Genomic DNA, 14,131 nt, shown 5'->3' on the forward strand with positions numbered 1-14,131 from the left:
GCACGCCAGAACCATGCGGGAGTTTTTCCTCAACGTCTCCCGTTACCCCCGTTACTTGATCGCCTTCACCCTCGGGGTGATGAACTCCGTCGCCGAACCCCTGGCCGCACGCCGGAGCAATCCCGTCACGGCCGTGGCCTTGATCGGCGCCTTGATCAGCGGTGGAATCAGCCTCACCTTGGTGCTGCGTGCCATGGTGAATTCAGCACCGATGGCGTGATGGCACAGGGGCGTCGAGTGGAGCGGGTGGCAGCCCTGATCCGCAAAGAAGTCAGCGAACTGATGATCAACGGCATCCGTGATGAACGGGTGCACCAAGGCATGGTGAGCATCACCGAAGTGGAGGTGTCCGGCGATCTGCAGCACTGCAAGATCTTCGTGAGCGTGTTTGGGGAAGCTCAGGAGCGCGACCAGGTGCTCGAGGGGCTCCAGGCCGCCAGCGGCTTCCTGCGGGGAGAACTGGGGCGGCGGCTGCAGATGCGACGCGCCCCCGAAGTGGTGTTCCAGCTGGATCGGGGTCTGGAACGCGGCACCTCCGTTCTGGGACTGCTGAATCGCCTCGAAGACGAGCGGCAGCAGCGGGGCGAGATTCCACCCGGGAGTGATCAACAGCCAGGCAGTGATGAACAGCCGGCCCGCTAACAGCCTGCGGCGCCGCGTAGCGGAACTGCTGGTGGTGCGGGCCAGTGGTCATCTGAGCGACCAACAGCGTCGCTACCCGCAGTGGGAGCTTCCAAACAGCGAACTGCAGCGCCTGCTGCGGGATGGTGTTGGTGGAGTGATCCTGCTAGGGGGCAGCGCTGTTGAGCTGCAACAACGCACCCAGCAACTGCAGGGCTGGAGTGAGCAGCGGTTGCTGGTCTGCGCGGACGTTGAAGAGGGCGTTGGCCAGCGCTTCGAAGGGGCCAGCTGGCTGGTGCCGCCCCTGGCCCTCGGGCGACTCCACCAGCGGGAGCCCGAGCTGGCCCTGGATTTGAGTGAGCGCTATGGCCGCTGCACCGGCGAACAGGCCCGCCGCTGTGGCCTGAACTGGGTGTTGGGGCCGGTGTGCGACGTCAACAACAACCCCGCCAACCCTGTGATCAATGTGCGGGCTTGGGGCGAAGATCCCAACACTGCCAGTGCCCTGGCGGTGGCGTTCCAGCGGGGGCTCAAGAAAGCGGGGGTGCTCGGATGCGCCAAGCACTTTCCCGGCCACGGCGACACCAGCAGCGACTCCCATCTGGACCTGCCGGTGCTGCCCCACAGCCGCGAACGGCTGGCGCAGATCGAACTTCCGCCCTTTCAGGCCGCCATTACCGCCGGCGTGGAGAGCGTGATGACGGCCCATCTGGTGCTGCCGGAATTGGATCCGCAGCAGCCCGCCACCCTCTCCAAAGCCGTGCTCACCGATTTGCTGCGGCGCCAGATGAGGTTCAACGGGCTGGTGGTAACCGATGCCCTTGTGATGGAAGCGATCAGCGCACGGCACGGCGCCGCCGAAGCAGCTGTGCTGGCCTTTGAAGCAGGGGCCGACCTGATCCTGATGCCGGCCGATGCGGATGCCGCCATCGATGGTCTCTGCGACGGTTTCAGCAGTGGAAGGCTGTGCCTCGAGAGGTTGGACGAGAGCCTGCAGCGCCGGGCCCACGCCCTGGCATCGATCCCCACCAGCACAGCTTCAAGTCCGATCGTCAGCGCAGACGAGCAAGCCCTTGAGGCTGATCTGGTGCGTCACAGCATCACGGTCGGCGAAGCAAAGGTTCTTCCACAAGCAGGAATCAACCTGGTGCGCGTGGATGCCATGGTGCCCAGCGCAGCCGCCCTCAGCGGCTGGTCCCCGGCCTTGCGCACTCCTGAAGCACAAGGATTTCGCTCAATCGTGCTTCATGGCGAAGGGCTATCGCCCTGGAGCGGCCAAGCGGACGCGCCCCTGGCGATGGACCGCCTCGGCGATGGAGCGGTGCTGCTGCAGCTGTTCCTGCGGGGTAACCCCTTCCGCGCCGGACGGGATGCCCAAGAACCCTGGGCCGCAGCGATCCAGCAACTGATCGCCCTCAACCGGCTGGCCGGAGTCGTGGTCTACGGCAGCCCTTACCTCTGGGACAGCCTGAAGCCCCTTCTGCCCGGCAGCTGCCCTGCCGCCTATTCCGCCGGCCAAATGCAGGAAGCCCAACGCCAGGTGCTCACCGAACTGTTCCCCAACGCGACGCCGACCGGCAACAGCGGTGCGTTCACCGACTGACCACCACCAACCAACCGCACTGGCCAACCGCACTTAACCTCGCGCCAACCTCAAGCCGGCCGGCCATGCTCAGCCTCTCGATGATCGTGCGGGATGAAGAGGCGCGTCTCGGGGAGTGCCTACGCTCCGTACAGGGCTTCGCCGACGAGATGGTGGTGGTGGACACCGGCTCCACCGATGCCACGGTGGCCATCGCCGAAGCGGCCGGAACCCGGGTTGAGCAGATTCCCTGGCCGGGGGACTTCGCCCCAGCCCGCAACCAGGCCCTGGAGTTTCTCAAGGGCGACTGGGTGCTGGTGCTGGACGCCGATGAACAACTGCGCCCCGAGGCCATCCCCGCACTCAAAGCCCTGATGGCCCAGCCCGATGTGCTGGTGATCAACCTGCTGCGTTACGAGGTGGGGGCTGCCATGGCTCCCTATTCCAGCGTCAGTCGTCTGTTCCGCCGCCACCCCTCGATCCGGTGGAGCCGGCCATACCACTCGATGATCGATGACAGCGTTCGCACCCTGCTGGACGCCGAACCCCAATGGCGCATCGCCGATTGCAGTGAGCCGGCAATCCTCCATGACGGCTACCGACCGGAACTACTGGCGGGCAGCGACAAGGCCGATCGGCTGCGGCAGGCCATGGAGGCTGATCTGCAGGAGCGTCCCGGTGATCCCTACGCCAGCGCCAAGCTCGGGGGGCTGTTGATCAGTGAGGGCAAGAACGAAGACGCCATTCCCTTGCTGCAAACCGGCCTGAAGCAGTGCAGTTCAGCCGGTGCCGAACGCTATGAACTGCTGCTGCACCTGGGATTGGCCCTGACCCCCAGTGATCCCGACAAGGCGGTGAGCTGCTACCGGCAGGCCCTGGAGATTCCGCTGGACACTCGGGTGAGTCTTGGAGCCCGCCTCAACCTGGCGGCTCGACTGATGGACCAGGGCAACCTGGAAGAAGCGATCAGCCTCACCCAAACCGCCGCCCAGCGGGCGCCGGAAGTGGCCCTCGCCTGGTACAACCTGGGGCTGATGCAACGGCGCCGCGGCGACCTCGCCGCGGCCCTGGAGGCGTACGGGCGCGCCCTCACCCTGGATCCCAACAACGCTGAGTGCCATCAGAACAATGCCGTGGCCCAGTTGTTGGGCGGCAACATCGACGCAGCTCGCGGCAGCTTCATCCGCGCCATCAACCTGCTTCAGGCTCAGGGAAACGCTGACGCTGCTCAGCAGCTGCGCGAAAGGGTGGAGGGGGTGGTGAAGCTGGACGGGGAGGCTGTCGCTTGAGCCAGCCCTTGCAAAGCCGAACGGTGGTCGTCACCCGCGCGGCCGACCAGCAGGGAGCCGCGCGCCAGCTGCTGGAGCAGCGGGGGGCGACGGTGCTGGATCTCCCTGCCCTGGTGATCGGACCACCCGACCACTGGGGTCCTCTGGATGACGCCCTCGAGGACTTGGAGAGCTTTCACTGGCTGGTGTTCTCCAGCGCCAATGGCGTGCAGGCCGTGGAACAGAGGCTGCAACGCCTCGGCCGTTGCCTGGCCAGACGCCCCGCCAGTCTCAAGATTGCCGCGGTGGGCCGCAAAACGGCGCAGGTGCTGGACGACCTTGGGGCGGCCGCTGATTTCGTGCCTCCGAGCTTCGTGGCCGATAGCTTGATCGATCACTTCCCGGTGTCGGGCTGGGGTCTCAAGATGCTCCTTCCACGGGTGCAGAGCGGTGGTCGCACCCTGCTGGCGGACGCCTTCGGTGAAGCCGGGGTGCGTGTGGTGGAAGTGGCGGCCTATGAGTCCGGCTGCCCCGCCACGATGCCGGAGCCCACAGCGACCGCCCTGGAGGGAGGTGACGTTGATGCCATCGCCTTCAGCAGCGGCAAGACAGCGGAGCACACCGCGCAGCTGCTGGAACAGCGCTTCGGTCCAGGCTGGGCTGAACGGTTGGAGGGGGTGAAGCTGGTTTCAATCGGCCCCCAGACCAGTCGCAGCTGCCGCCAATGCTTCGGCCGGGTGGATGCTGAGGCCGACCCCCACGATCTCGAAGGGTTAGCCGAAGCCTGCGCTCAGGCGATGCAGAAGGGATCCTGAGGCTCATCGTTCAGCGCGAAGCGAATGCAACCGCGCTCCACATCAATACTGAGCACCGACCATCCAGTCGGCAGCAACAGCGGAGCATCCGCACCGCAGCGGCCCTCTGCGCCCACACAGATCACACCGCTGCCGTTGGGGGTGGTCACGATGGCTCGTTTCTGATCTCCCACCAACAAAACGCCAGTCAGGGCAAGGCCAGTCGTGGGGTCCTGAGCATCCGCAGCCTCCACACCAACAAGAGGAGCAAAGGGATCCGCCCGGCCGCCGGGGGCAGCCTGCTGCACCTCCTCAGCCGAAGGCAGAGGGGTCAGGCCAATCGGCGGGGCCTGAACCTCTGAGGTTTCCGGAAGCGGCTCAGGTTTCACTGGAACCGATGGCAGCGCCGTGGCCGTTGGCGTTTCGCCACCACAGCCCCCCACGACCACCAACACGGCAACGGGGGCAAGCCAATGCTTAGCCGCCTGCTTCCACCAGGTCACGGAAACGGTCAAGATTCGCCTGAAGCTCCTTGGTCACGATGCCCCCCAGGATGCTGGGTTCCATAAGCGGTGCCAAGACCCTCGGCAATTCGTAGGTCACGCTCAACTTGACCACAGTGCGGTCGTCGGCTTCGGGATAAAAGCGAACGGCACCCTTGGTGGGCAGGCCACCCACTGATTCCCAGTGCAGTTGTTGGGCTTCAACCCGCTGGGTGATCCGGGCCTTCCAGCTGAAGCGAAAGCCCTGTGCCGCCAAAGTCCAATCGGTGAGATCAGGGTCGTCGAGGGGTTTGACCGACTCAATCCAGCGCATCCAACGGGGCATCGCTTCGAGATCACTCCAGACCTCCCAGACCTTGGCGGCCGGGGCCTGCACCTCGGAGGTGACCGTGTGTTCGAGCCAGCGTCCCATCAGGCCACCGCCGCATTGGTGGCCAGCTTCACCGGCTGATCGAGGATGGCCGCCGCCGCCAGATGACCGCTCATCGTGGCCCCCTCCATCGAATCGATGTAGTCCTGACGGGTGTAGCTGCCGGCCAGGAAGAAATTACGGATCGGCGTGCGCTGCTCCGGGCGGTAGGGCTCCATGCCCGGGGCTTCGCGGTACAACGACTGCGCCAGTTTCACCACGTTGCTCCAAGTGAGCTTGAGATTGCGGGCCGAGGGGAACAGCTCGCGCACCTGACGGTCGGTGTGGGCCACGATCTCATCAACCGACTTGGGAATCCAGGGATCACCAGGGGTGAGCACGCATTGGAGCAAAGAGCCCTCTCCCTCCTTGCGGTAATCCTCCGGACTGGCCAGGGCGAGATCGGCAAAACAGCTGAAATCGGCATCAGCCGTGTACAGCAGGTTGTTGAGCCCCGTGGGTGTCGCCACATCCCGGCGCTGGGCGTCCTGGGCATCTCCCAGCTCGGTCACCCAGCCGTCGTAGCGGAGCTGAACCGTGGCCACGGGTACAGCCTCCAGCTGATGAATCGCCTTGAACTGGGGGTAACGGTTCCAGGCCTCGGGCAGCAGTTTCTGAATCCCGGGCACGTCACAGGCGGCCAGGTAGGCGTCAGCCTCAACACGAATGTCTCCTTCGGGCGTTCCCAGCTGCAGGCCAGTGATCTCAGGGGTGTCACCCTCGCTGTAGTCCACCTGCTTCACCCGATGACGCAGATGCAACTTGCCTCCACGCTGCTGGATGTAGTCGAGGATCGGACCCGTGAGCCAGCGATGGGGTGATCCCTTCAGCAGATTGAGCTTGGAGGCTTCCGTCTTGGCCGCAAACATCATGAAGATGGTGAGCATGCAGCGGGCGGAGATGGCCTCGCAGTCGATGAAGCCCAGGGCATAGGCAATGGGATTCCACATCCGCCGGATGCTTTCGGGGCTGCCGCCATGGCCCACAAACCAGTCCTGGAAACTGACGGAGTCGAGGGCTCGGATGGTGTGCATCGCCCCCTCGTAATCCACCAGACCCCGCACGATCGGACTCGTGCCCAGGGCCAGGGCATTGCGCAGCTTGTCGATCCAGCTGAGCTGCGGTGTGGTGAAGAAGGCCTTGAGGCCGTTGAAGGGTGCGCCGATGGGGAAGCGGAAATCCAGCTCCCGCAGATCGCCCCCCTTGTTCACGAACAGGTGCGTGTGCTGCTTGGGCAGAAGGTTCTCGAACGCTCCCACCTTGCGCATCAGAGCGAAGAGGTTGGCGTAATTGAAGAAGAAGACGTGCAACCCCATCTCGATGTGGTTACCGCCCTCATCCACCCAGCTGCCCACCTTGCCGCCCATAAAGGGACGGGCTTCGTAGAGATTCACCTCATGGCCCGCATCCACGAGGTCCACTGCAGCGGAGAGGCCGGCGAGGCCGGAACCAACGATCGCGACCCGCACATGATCTGGTCAACTAAGGCGACTCTATGTATGAGCGTTCATAGAGTGAGAGCGCGAGCCTGCGTTGACCATGACTTCCACCCCCGATACCTCGCCGGCCCATACCGCCAAAGACGGCAAGGGCATCCTGATCACCGAACCGGCGATGCAGCAGCTGGCGAAGCTGTGTGGCGAACAGGGTGAGAACCAGGTGCTGCGCGTCGGGGTGAGGTCCGGGGGTTGCAGCGGCATGAGCTACACGATGGATTTCGTGCCCGCCTCAGACACCCTCGACGACGACGAGACCTACGAATACATGGCGGCTGATGGTCAGAGCTTCCGGGTGATCTGTGATCCCAAAAGCCTGCTCTACATCTACGGAATGCAGCTGGACTTCAGCACGGCTCTGATCGGTGGTGGCTTCAACTTCACCAACCCCAACGCCAGCCAGACCTGTGGCTGCGGCAGTTCCTTCGCCGTGTGAGCGAAGCCACGTGGGAATCTGAGGGGAGATCACTGCCCTCTCCCTAATTGATGGAGACTTCCCAGGACAGCCTGTTTGAGCAGGCCATGGCCCGATATCAGGCCGGCGCCGCGGCCGAAGAGGTTCTCCCTGATTTCGCCCGCATCGTTGAAGCCGCTCCTCGCCAGTCGGCGGGCTGGACCTGCCTGGCCTGGCTGCAGCTTCTTTGCGACCAACCAGAGGAGGCGCTGCGGTCGGCACGTTTCGCTGTGAGACTCAACGGCCAGGACCCCCAGGCCAGGATCAACCTGAGCCTGGCGTTGCTGGAAACCCAATCCAAGGGCGTGCGTGACCACATCCAGGTGGTCCAGCAGGTGATGACCCTGGCCCCAGAGGTGTCCGGCGAACTCAAGGCCTCGATCGCCGACGGGCTTGAACGCAAACCCGGCTGGAAGGCCCTCGAGAAAGTGAAAGCCTGGCTTGAGCTCTGATCACAACGGACGCGCTGCATGACAGCCACCTGGACCATCACCCGTCTGCCGTCCCAGGTTCGCGTGCGGCCTCCAGCGGATCGTTCGGCTCAATTGCGGCAGGAACGCCTGGCCAGCGAAGCGCGACGCTTGCAACTGGCCAGACGCGCCAACGGCATTCCGGATCCGAGCACCTGGATGTGGTGATGGGCAGCCCAGCAATGGCACGCATCCTGCTGCTGAGCAATGGCCACGGTGAAGACCTCTCCGGCGCCCTGCTGGCCCAGGAGCTTCAGCAGCAGGGCCACAACGTGCAGGCGCTTCCGCTGGTGGGCCTTGGCAGCGCCTACCAAAAAGCCGGGGTGCCGCTGCTGGGACGCAGCCATGAATTCAGCACCGGCGGTATTGGCTACACCAGCCTTCGCGGCCGCCTCACCGAGATCGCTCAAGGGCAAGTGCTGTATCTGCTCCGACGCCTGATGCGTCTGATGCGGTACCGGCGTCGCTTCGATCTGATCCTGGTGGTGGGAGATGTGATCCCTGTGATCGCGGCATGGCTCAGCCAACGCCCGGTGGCGACCTACCTAGTGGCCTACTCCAGCCACTACGAAGGGAGGCTGCGCCTGCCCTGGCCCTGCGCCGCTCTATTGAAAAACCAGCGATTTAAAGCGGTGTACAGCCGCGATCAATGCACCGCCGAAGACCTCAGCAGACAACTGCAACGGCCGGTGACCTTCCTGGGCAATCCGTTCATGGATTCGGTGCTCACAGCGGCCACCCCACCGCCCAGCAGCACGCCACGCATCGGTCTGCTGCCCGGCAGCCGCCGACCGGAACTGGAACAGAACCTGCAGCTGTTGCTGCGGCTGATCGAGCTGCTGCCCAGCACAGTTCGCTGCAACGTGGATCTGGCCTTGGTGCCCAGCCTCGATGACGACAGCTTGCGGCGGCTGAGCGAACGATGCGGTTGGCACTTGAAAAACAGCGTGCTACAGCGTGAGGGAGCCCGGGGGATCAACGTTCGCCGCGGGGCCTTCCGAGCTGTGCTGCAGCACAGTGATCTGGTGATCGGCATGGCAGGTACGGCCATCGAGCAGGCCGTTGGCCTGGCCAAACCGGTGCTGCAGCTGCCGGGACAAGGCCCACAATTCACAGCTGCATTCGCTGAAGCCCAACGGCGCCTGCTCGGGCCCACTGTGTTCTGCGCCCACGGGGAGAGTGGCAGCCATGAGGCTTTGAAAGGAACAGCGGAGCTGGCCATGGCTCTGCTTGAACGTGCGCGACGGGATCCTGACTTGCAACAGCAATGCCGAGAGGAGGCCAAATGGCGCCTCGGAGAAGCGGGCGGTGGCCTGAGAATGGCGGCAGCCATTTGCTCACTTCTTGCATGAGTGCGCCGCCTGAACCGGCCTGGAAACGCTGGCTTGACCGCCTGCTGATGGTGAACGTGCTGCTGGTGTTTATCGGCGCAGGGGTCTTCGCCGTTGCCGTGGTGCAACAGGGCCAAGGCCATGACTGGCTGATGGACCAGGTTCAGCTGCTGTGGCAACCCCTGTTCGCCCCAGCCATCAGCCTGCTGATCATGGCGGCCCTGGTGAGCGGCATCTTCAGCTGGTGGCAGCGGCGAGTGCTGAAGCCAGATCGGGGTAGCGGAAGCTGAAGTTCAGGGCGTCAAGCCGCTCCGAAGCAACCTGCTGGCCCTCCAACACCACCTTGGCGCCGTCCCCCAGAAGCACCTGAAGTACTGGAGCAGGCACCGGCAACAAACTCGGACGGCCCAGGCTCCGGCCAAGCTGCTTGCAGAAGGCCGTCATCGAGACGGGCTCGGGAGCCACGGCATTGATCACGCCACTCCAGCTCTCGTCGGTGAGGGATTGAAGGATCAGGGCACAGAGGTCAGTGCGGTGGATCCAACTCATCCACTGCCGGCCACTGCCGATCGGACCGCCAAACCCTGTGCGAAACACCGGAAGCATTTTTCCGAGTGCGCCGCCGTCGGCAGCCAGCACGATACCGATCCGCAGGGTGACCTTCCGAACCGCAGACGGCACCGCCTCAGCCGCCGCTTCCCAGCGCTCACACAAGCTCGCAAGGAAGTCGTCGCCAGGGGTGCTCGATTCAAGAAAACGCTTGTCCAGGCTGGAGCCATAGAAGCCGATGGCCGAGGCATTCACCAGCAGCTTCGGTGGCGTTGAACAGGCATCAATCGCCTTCACCAACTGAGAGGTCGTCTCCAGACGGCTGGTTTCAAGCAGCTGCCGGTGGGTCGGGGTCCAACGCTTCTCGGCAATCGGTTCGCCCGCCAGGTTGACCACCGCATCGGCCTGGTTCAGGGCGTCCAACAGGCCGGCGTCGGTCCAGGTGCTGCTGCTGGCAGGGTCGAACTGCATCCAGATCAGTCGCCCATCCGCCCGTTCAGCGTCGTAGCCGCGGGCCAAGCGGCGGCTCACCACTGTGAGCTGGTGCCCGGCCTGAAGCAGGAGCGGCAGGAGCTCACGGCCAACAAAACCTGTGCAGCCAAACAGCAGCAGACGCATGAAAGCGGGGGTGGTGCGGCTGGGAGGCTAAGGGGGTTCGTGGGCGATTGGTTTTAGCCTGGTGCCATCACCGTCCCCTGTCATGGCCGAATCCGACGCCGCTGCCCCCGCCAAGGCCAAGCCTGCTGCGCTGCGCAAAGGTGCCTTGGTCAAGGTGAACAGAGCCGCCTACAGCTCCAGCCTTGAGGCTGGAGCCAGCGATCCCACAGCACCCGACTACATCTTTGAAGGTCCCGGCGAGCTGCTGGTGGTGAAGGGGGACTACGGCCAGGTGCGCTGGAACCGTCCGGTGCCCGATGTGTGGCTGCGGATGGATCAGCTGGAAGCCTGCTCCTGATCCTGATCTTGGCTGGAGGCAGGCTCCAGGGCCTCCTCCACGGCTGTGACGGCCGCTGGAACTGACGTGATGGCGGCGGGGATGCGCCAAACAGCCCCAGAGAGCACACCGCTGAGATCCCCCAGCGCCGCCAACACAGGATTTGAAACGCTGGCCCCATCAGCAGCGGCGGCGGCCTGCCAGGGGTTCCACCCCGCCAGGTTGACCACACTGCGGTAGGCCGCTGGCCAGGGGTTATCGGGCAACAGCCGTTGCAGCGCCTCGAACTGCTCCGCTGCCTGCGCCGGACGGTTGTCCAGCACCGCCAGCAGGGCAAGGGTCCAACGCGGTTTCACGGCCTGGGGATCCTGCGCCAAGGCCGCCAAGGCCTCAGAACGCACCGGATCCCGGTAGCTGAAATGGCCATCGAGCATGTGCTCCTGCCCCACCGCAGCAAACACCGGATCCAGCCCCACCGGCCCTGCCGCCAGGCCAGCGGCAAGATCGGGGAAGCGCTGCGCGAAGGAAGGGCCTGCAATCGGATGAGTAGCGCGGCGGCGCCAGAGGGAATAACTCCCGCCCTTGGGGCGCTCAAATTGATGCACCGGCTCGAACACACCGCTGCTGCGCACGGCTTGATCCAACCGTCGCGCCGCTTTGCGCACCGATCCCTGGTTCCCTTCCGCCAACACCACCCATTCCGTCCGTGCCAGCACAGGCCCACGGTCCTGTTGGCTGCCCCCCAGCTGCCGGCCAACGGTCTGCCCCCCGTGGCGACGGCCATAGAAGCTGACGTTGTGCTGGTTGAGATCGGAGGTGCTGGGCACCACGATCAACGTGGCAGGAGGACTGCTGGGATCCGCACCGCCGGCGGCCTCCACCAGCGCCTCCACCGGGCCACGGGGCCGGTCGTCAAAGCGATGCAGCTGATGGGCCCAGCCCGCCGGCACACAGGCCAACAGACCAGCACCGAAAAGGGGCCACACCAGCCTCGAACGCCTGGCCTCGAACCAATGGCCCCATTGCCACCAGCCTCGGGCCAGGAGCAACAGCAGGGAGGGCAGCAGGGGAGAGATGTAGCGGTCGCCTTTGTTGGGGCTCAGCGTGGTGAGCACCCAGGCCGCCACCAGATTGAGCAGGAGCCAGCGCCAGGACCAGGCGTGGTCGCTGGAGGGCTGCCGGCGCTGCCAGCACCAAAGCAGCAGCCCGGACAAGCCCACCACCAGAAGTACCGTGCCGAGCTGCTCCGGCAACAGGCGGGGGTACCACAGCCAACTGGCCAGGCTGAAGACCCCAGGATCGCCTTCCCGGGCCGCCGACTCGAACACGGCTCGGTTGGTGCCGCCGAGGCTGGTAATCCAGTTGTGACGCAACCAGGGGCCGATCAGGACCGCCGTGAGCAGGGGCAGCAGCGAAGCCTGACGCAACCAAGGACCACCCCGTTGCAACGCGATTCCCGCAGCCCAGAGTCCCGCAGGAACCAGCACCAGCAGGGCGCTCTGCTTGACCAGCACCGCAGCGATGGCTGCCAGGGTGCAACCCCAGGCCTGCCCCCAGCGTCCTCCGGTCTGAGGGTCACACCAGACCCCGAGACGCCAGATCGCCAGGCTGCAACTGGCCACCAGGGCCATCTCCAGCACGTAATCCGTGCGCAGATCCAGAAAGGCCGGCGTCAATGCCGCCAACAGGCAGGCGATCAAGGCAAGGCCATCCCCCTGCAGCCGCCGCCCCCAACCCGCCATCACCACCAGGAGCAACCCGTGCCAGACACTCAGGCTCCAGGCCGCTTGCTCCGGGGCATCACCACTCAGGGCCATCACGCTGCCGTTCACCAGCGAGGCCAGGGGCGGAATCTTCGGCGACAGATCCAGCAGCGCCTGCCAACCCTGCCACCCGCCACCGGGAAGCAAGCCCAAGGCGCGGCCATGATCCATGGCGCTGTTGAGGTAATCAGCCTGATCCCAGGCGGGGACGCCGGTCTGGAGCGTCCACCAGAGCCGATCCACCAGGGTTGAGAGCACCCAGATCAGGGCAACCGAAGCCCAGAAACGCCAGCGCTGCTTCACACGATCTCCAAGCGACGCCGTTCATCCTGGAGCCGCTTGCGTCGCTGCTTGGCCTCCCGCAGCATCTCGCGACCATCGTGGAGATATCCATCCACGTAACCCATGGTGTAGCGCTCCAGTTCGGCCAGAGCGTCTTCCACTTCGGAAAGACAGTGATACAGGCTCAGCCCGAAGCCACGGGCCGAGGCCGGTGTGGGCACCGACTGGAACAGTTGCTTGACCTTGTCCATCCGACGTCCACTCGCCTCGAGATAACTGCAGAACGCCTCCATCAGCTCGTCGTCGTAGGGGTCTGCTGACAGTGCCTTGAGTTGCTTGGGGAAGGGATTGATCACCTCACCGAGCATGCGATCGATCGGGGCATAAACCCGCCGCAGCCACTCCACCAGGGCATCGTCAGCGGCCACAGCACGATCGTGGGCACGGCTGGCCCGGCGCAGGTCCGTCGGCGATGCCGCTCGGCCCGGCTGTGGCCGCGTGCGATCGAATGCCTTACGGCGCTCGGTATCCCCGAGAACTTCCCAAGCGGCATTGAGGGCCAGCATCTGCTGGTCGTCGCCACCGGCATCGGGATGGTGCTGCTTCACCAGCTGGCGGTAGGCCGCCTTGATCTCAGCATTGCTGGCGGTGCTGCTGACACCGAGCACGGCGTAGGGGTCGCTCACAGCTGACCATCCCTCCGGGCGGGAAGCTGCGAAGCAGCACTGAACATCGGGGTTGAGAGGTAGCGCTCGCCATAACTAGCCAGCATCACCACCAGGCGTTTGCCCGCCATCGCGGAGTCTTGGCCCACCCGCAGGGCCGCCGCCATGGCCGCACCACTGCTGATGCCGCAGAGCAGACCTTCCTCACGGGCCAGGCGCCGGCCCACCTGCATCGCCTCCTCATCGCTCACCGTGAGGATCGAATCAATCCGATCGAGTTCCAGCACCGCAGGAACAAAACCAGCTCCAATCCCCTGGATGCGATGGGCCCCCGGGGGCTTTCCAGACAGCACAGCACTGGCCTCGGGCTCAACGGCAATCACCTGAAGCTGCGGCTGGCGTTGTTTCAAAAGACGGGCACAGCCGGTGATGGTGCCGCCGGTGCCCACCCCCGCCACAAAGGCATCGATCTGACCCTCGGTATCGCGCCAGATCTCCTCGGCGGTGGTGCGTTCATGCACGGCTGGATTGGCGGGGTTATCGAACTGCTGAAGCAGATAGGCGTTGGGAATCTCCGCCACCAACTCCTTGGCCAGCGCGATGGCCCCATTCATCCCCTGGGCACCATCGGTGAGCTGCAACTCGGCGCCGTAGGCCCGCAGCATCGCGCGACGCTCGGTGCTCATCGTGTCCGGCATGGTGAGAATCAGCCGGTAGCCCCGGGCCGCCGCCACCATGGCCAAGGCAATTCCGGTGTTGCCACTGGTGGGTTCCACCAGCACGGTTTGCCCAGGAACAATCGTGCCCGCCTGCTCCGCCTCTAGCACCATCGCGCTGGCGATGCGATCTTTCACCGAGGCGGATGGATTGAAGCTCTCCAACTTGGCCAGGATCTCGGCCTGGCAGCCGCAGGCCTGGGGCAATCGGTTCAACCGCACGAGGGGCGTGCCACCGATCAAGGCCGTGATGTCAGGAGCAATGCTCATGGCTGCAGCTTGCCCGCAGATCGA

At 64.9% G+C, this 14,131-nt stretch carries 18 protein-coding genes; 11 read left to right on the plus strand and 7 right to left on the minus strand.

Annotation, left to right across the window (positions count from 1 at the left end; all coding sequences use genetic code 11):
* The first annotated feature begins 13 nt into the window (after positions 1-13).
* From SynA1544_RS13020 to SynA1544_RS13040, 5 genes are all read left to right on the plus strand, one after another.
* Positions 14-220, plus strand: coding sequence for a DUF751 family protein (locus SynA1544_RS13020; protein WP_006850467.1), 207 nt, complete (start codon positions 14-16; stop codon positions 218-220).
* Positions 220-642: a 30S ribosome-binding factor RbfA gene (gene rbfA, locus SynA1544_RS13025; RefSeq protein WP_115080513.1), complete on the plus strand. Its 423-nt coding sequence runs from the start codon at positions 220-222 to the stop codon at positions 640-642. The genes SynA1544_RS13020 and rbfA overlap by 1 nt, the downstream gene beginning before the upstream one ends.
* A complete protein-coding gene (locus SynA1544_RS13030) occupies positions 623-2,224 on the plus strand; it encodes a glycoside hydrolase family 3 N-terminal domain-containing protein (RefSeq protein ID WP_186514079.1) in 1,602 nt (533 codons plus the stop codon). The genes rbfA and SynA1544_RS13030 overlap by 20 nt, the downstream gene beginning before the upstream one ends.
* A gap of 65 nt (positions 2,225-2,289) precedes the next feature.
* Positions 2,290-3,492: a glycosyltransferase family 2 protein gene (locus SynA1544_RS13035; protein WP_186514080.1), complete on the plus strand. Its 1,203-nt coding sequence runs from the start codon at positions 2,290-2,292 to the stop codon at positions 3,490-3,492.
* On the plus strand, positions 3,489-4,286 hold the full coding sequence (locus tag SynA1544_RS13040) for a uroporphyrinogen-III synthase (RefSeq protein ID WP_186514081.1): 798 nt from the start codon (positions 3,489-3,491) through the stop codon (positions 4,284-4,286). Before SynA1544_RS13035 ends, SynA1544_RS13040 begins: the two co-directional genes overlap by 4 nt.
* On the opposite strand, the gene SynA1544_RS13045 is transcribed toward SynA1544_RS13040, so the two are convergent.
* Genes SynA1544_RS13045 through zds form a run of 3 tightly spaced genes read right to left on the minus strand, consistent with a single transcriptional unit; the run spans position 4,262 to position 6,646 of the window.
* Positions 4,262-4,780: a hypothetical protein gene (locus tag SynA1544_RS13045; RefSeq protein WP_186514082.1), complete on the minus strand. Its 519-nt coding sequence runs from the start codon at positions 4,778-4,780 to the stop codon at positions 4,262-4,264. The two genes, SynA1544_RS13040 and SynA1544_RS13045, sit on opposite strands and share 25 nt — an antisense overlap.
* On the minus strand, positions 4,743-5,180 hold the full coding sequence (locus SynA1544_RS13050) for an SRPBCC family protein (protein ID WP_115009301.1): 438 nt from the start codon (positions 5,178-5,180) through the stop codon (positions 4,743-4,745). The genes SynA1544_RS13045 and SynA1544_RS13050 overlap by 38 nt, the downstream gene beginning before the upstream one ends.
* Entirely contained in the window at positions 5,180-6,646 is a 1,467-nt protein-coding gene (gene zds / locus SynA1544_RS13055) for a 9,9'-di-cis-zeta-carotene desaturase (RefSeq protein WP_186514083.1), read from the minus strand. Before zds ends, SynA1544_RS13050 begins: the two co-directional genes overlap by 1 nt.
* A 70-nt stretch (positions 6,647-6,716) precedes the next feature.
* Here zds and SynA1544_RS13060 point away from each other — a divergent pair, with 70 nt between their 5' ends.
* From SynA1544_RS13060 to SynA1544_RS13080, 5 genes are read left to right on the plus strand one after another with little or no spacing between them, the layout of a single operon-like run.
* A complete protein-coding gene (locus tag SynA1544_RS13060) occupies positions 6,717-7,109 on the plus strand; it encodes an iron-sulfur cluster assembly accessory protein (RefSeq protein WP_186514084.1) in 393 nt (130 codons plus the stop codon).
* 50 nt (positions 7,110-7,159) lie between these two features.
* The gene (locus SynA1544_RS13065) at positions 7,160-7,579 is read left to right on the plus strand and encodes a hypothetical protein (protein ID WP_115080526.1); all 420 of its coding nucleotides are present in this window, start codon (positions 7,160-7,162) and stop codon (positions 7,577-7,579) included.
* An 18-nt stretch (positions 7,580-7,597) separates the two neighbouring features.
* The gene (locus SynA1544_RS13070) at positions 7,598-7,765 is read left to right on the plus strand and encodes a hypothetical protein (RefSeq protein ID WP_170950923.1); all 168 of its coding nucleotides are present in this window, start codon (positions 7,598-7,600) and stop codon (positions 7,763-7,765) included.
* A 14-nt stretch (positions 7,766-7,779) separates the two neighbouring features.
* The gene (locus SynA1544_RS13075; protein WP_186515584.1) at positions 7,780-8,949 is read left to right on the plus strand and encodes a lipid-A-disaccharide synthase-related protein; all 1,170 of its coding nucleotides are present in this window, start codon (positions 7,780-7,782) and stop codon (positions 8,947-8,949) included.
* Entirely contained in the window at positions 8,946-9,218 is a 273-nt protein-coding gene (locus tag SynA1544_RS13080; RefSeq protein ID WP_115160820.1) for a hypothetical protein, read from the plus strand. The genes SynA1544_RS13075 and SynA1544_RS13080 overlap by 4 nt, the downstream gene beginning before the upstream one ends.
* Here SynA1544_RS13080 and SynA1544_RS13085 read toward each other — a convergent pair.
* A complete protein-coding gene (locus tag SynA1544_RS13085) occupies positions 9,166-10,095 on the minus strand; it encodes a TIGR01777 family oxidoreductase (protein WP_186514085.1) in 930 nt (309 codons plus the stop codon). The genes SynA1544_RS13080 and SynA1544_RS13085 overlap by 53 nt on opposite strands.
* A gap of 82 nt (positions 10,096-10,177) precedes the next feature.
* Between SynA1544_RS13085 and SynA1544_RS13090 the strand changes: the two genes are divergently transcribed.
* A complete protein-coding gene (locus SynA1544_RS13090) occupies positions 10,178-10,432 on the plus strand; it encodes an NAD(P)H-quinone oxidoreductase subunit O (protein ID WP_006850906.1) in 255 nt (84 codons plus the stop codon).
* On the opposite strand, the gene SynA1544_RS13095 is transcribed toward SynA1544_RS13090, so the two are convergent.
* The 3 genes from SynA1544_RS13095 to cysK are packed head-to-tail and all read right to left on the minus strand — an operon-like array spanning position 10,411 to position 14,107.
* Positions 10,411-12,477 carry a phospholipid carrier-dependent glycosyltransferase gene (locus tag SynA1544_RS13095; RefSeq protein ID WP_186514086.1) on the minus strand — a complete coding sequence of 689 codons (2,067 nt, stop codon included), beginning with the start codon at positions 12,475-12,477 and terminating at the stop codon, positions 10,411-10,413. The two genes, SynA1544_RS13090 and SynA1544_RS13095, sit on opposite strands and share 22 nt — an antisense overlap.
* Positions 12,474-13,142, minus strand: a complete 669-nt coding sequence (locus SynA1544_RS13100) for a J domain-containing protein (protein ID WP_186514087.1) — start codon at positions 13,140-13,142, stop codon at positions 12,474-12,476. The genes SynA1544_RS13095 and SynA1544_RS13100 overlap by 4 nt, the downstream gene beginning before the upstream one ends.
* Positions 13,139-14,107 (minus strand): cysteine synthase A, encoded by a 969-nt coding sequence (gene cysK, locus SynA1544_RS13105; RefSeq protein ID WP_186514088.1) that lies wholly within the window; start codon positions 14,105-14,107, stop codon positions 13,139-13,141. The genes SynA1544_RS13100 and cysK overlap by 4 nt, the downstream gene beginning before the upstream one ends.
* Positions 14,108-14,131: the final 24 nt, after the last annotated feature.

This window comes from Synechococcus sp. A15-44, assembly GCF_014280115.1.
Taxonomy (GTDB): Bacteria; Cyanobacteriota; Cyanobacteriia; order PCC-6307; family Cyanobiaceae; genus Parasynechococcus.

What these genes read in the sequence shown, in the direction of transcription:
- SynA1544_RS13070 (WP_170950923.1), top strand. Translation starts at nt 7,598, where the DNA reads ATGACAGCCACCTGGACCATCACCCGTCTGCCGTCCCAGGTTCGCGTG.
- SynA1544_RS13060 (WP_186514084.1), top strand. Translation starts at nt 6,717, where the DNA reads ATGACTTCCACCCCCGATACCTCGCCGGCCCATACCGCCAAAGACGGC.
- SynA1544_RS13030 (WP_186514079.1), top strand. Translation starts at nt 623, where the DNA reads ATGAACAGCCGGCCCGCTAACAGCCTGCGGCGCCGCGTAGCGGAACTG.
- SynA1544_RS13050 (WP_115009301.1), bottom strand. Translation starts at nt 5,180, where the DNA reads ATGGGACGCTGGCTCGAACACACGGTCACCTCCGAGGTGCAGGCCCCG.
- rbfA (WP_115080513.1), top strand. Translation starts at nt 220, where the DNA reads ATGGCACAGGGGCGTCGAGTGGAGCGGGTGGCAGCCCTGATCCGCAAA.
- SynA1544_RS13075 (WP_186515584.1), top strand. Translation starts at nt 7,780, where the DNA reads ATGGCACGCATCCTGCTGCTGAGCAATGGCCACGGTGAAGACCTCTCC.
- cysK (WP_186514088.1), bottom strand. Translation starts at nt 14,107, where the DNA reads ATGAGCATTGCTCCTGACATCACGGCCTTGATCGGTGGCACGCCCCTC.
- SynA1544_RS13085 (WP_186514085.1), bottom strand. Translation starts at nt 10,095, where the DNA reads ATGCGTCTGCTGCTGTTTGGCTGCACAGGTTTTGTTGGCCGTGAGCTC.
- SynA1544_RS13020 (WP_006850467.1), top strand. Translation starts at nt 14, where the DNA reads ATGCGGGAGTTTTTCCTCAACGTCTCCCGTTACCCCCGTTACTTGATC.
- SynA1544_RS13080 (WP_115160820.1), top strand. Translation starts at nt 8,946, where the DNA reads ATGAGTGCGCCGCCTGAACCGGCCTGGAAACGCTGGCTTGACCGCCTG.
- SynA1544_RS13065 (WP_115080526.1), top strand. Translation starts at nt 7,160, where the DNA reads ATGGAGACTTCCCAGGACAGCCTGTTTGAGCAGGCCATGGCCCGATAT.
- SynA1544_RS13035 (WP_186514080.1), top strand. Translation starts at nt 2,290, where the DNA reads ATGCTCAGCCTCTCGATGATCGTGCGGGATGAAGAGGCGCGTCTCGGG.
- SynA1544_RS13090 (WP_006850906.1), top strand. Translation starts at nt 10,178, where the DNA reads ATGGCCGAATCCGACGCCGCTGCCCCCGCCAAGGCCAAGCCTGCTGCG.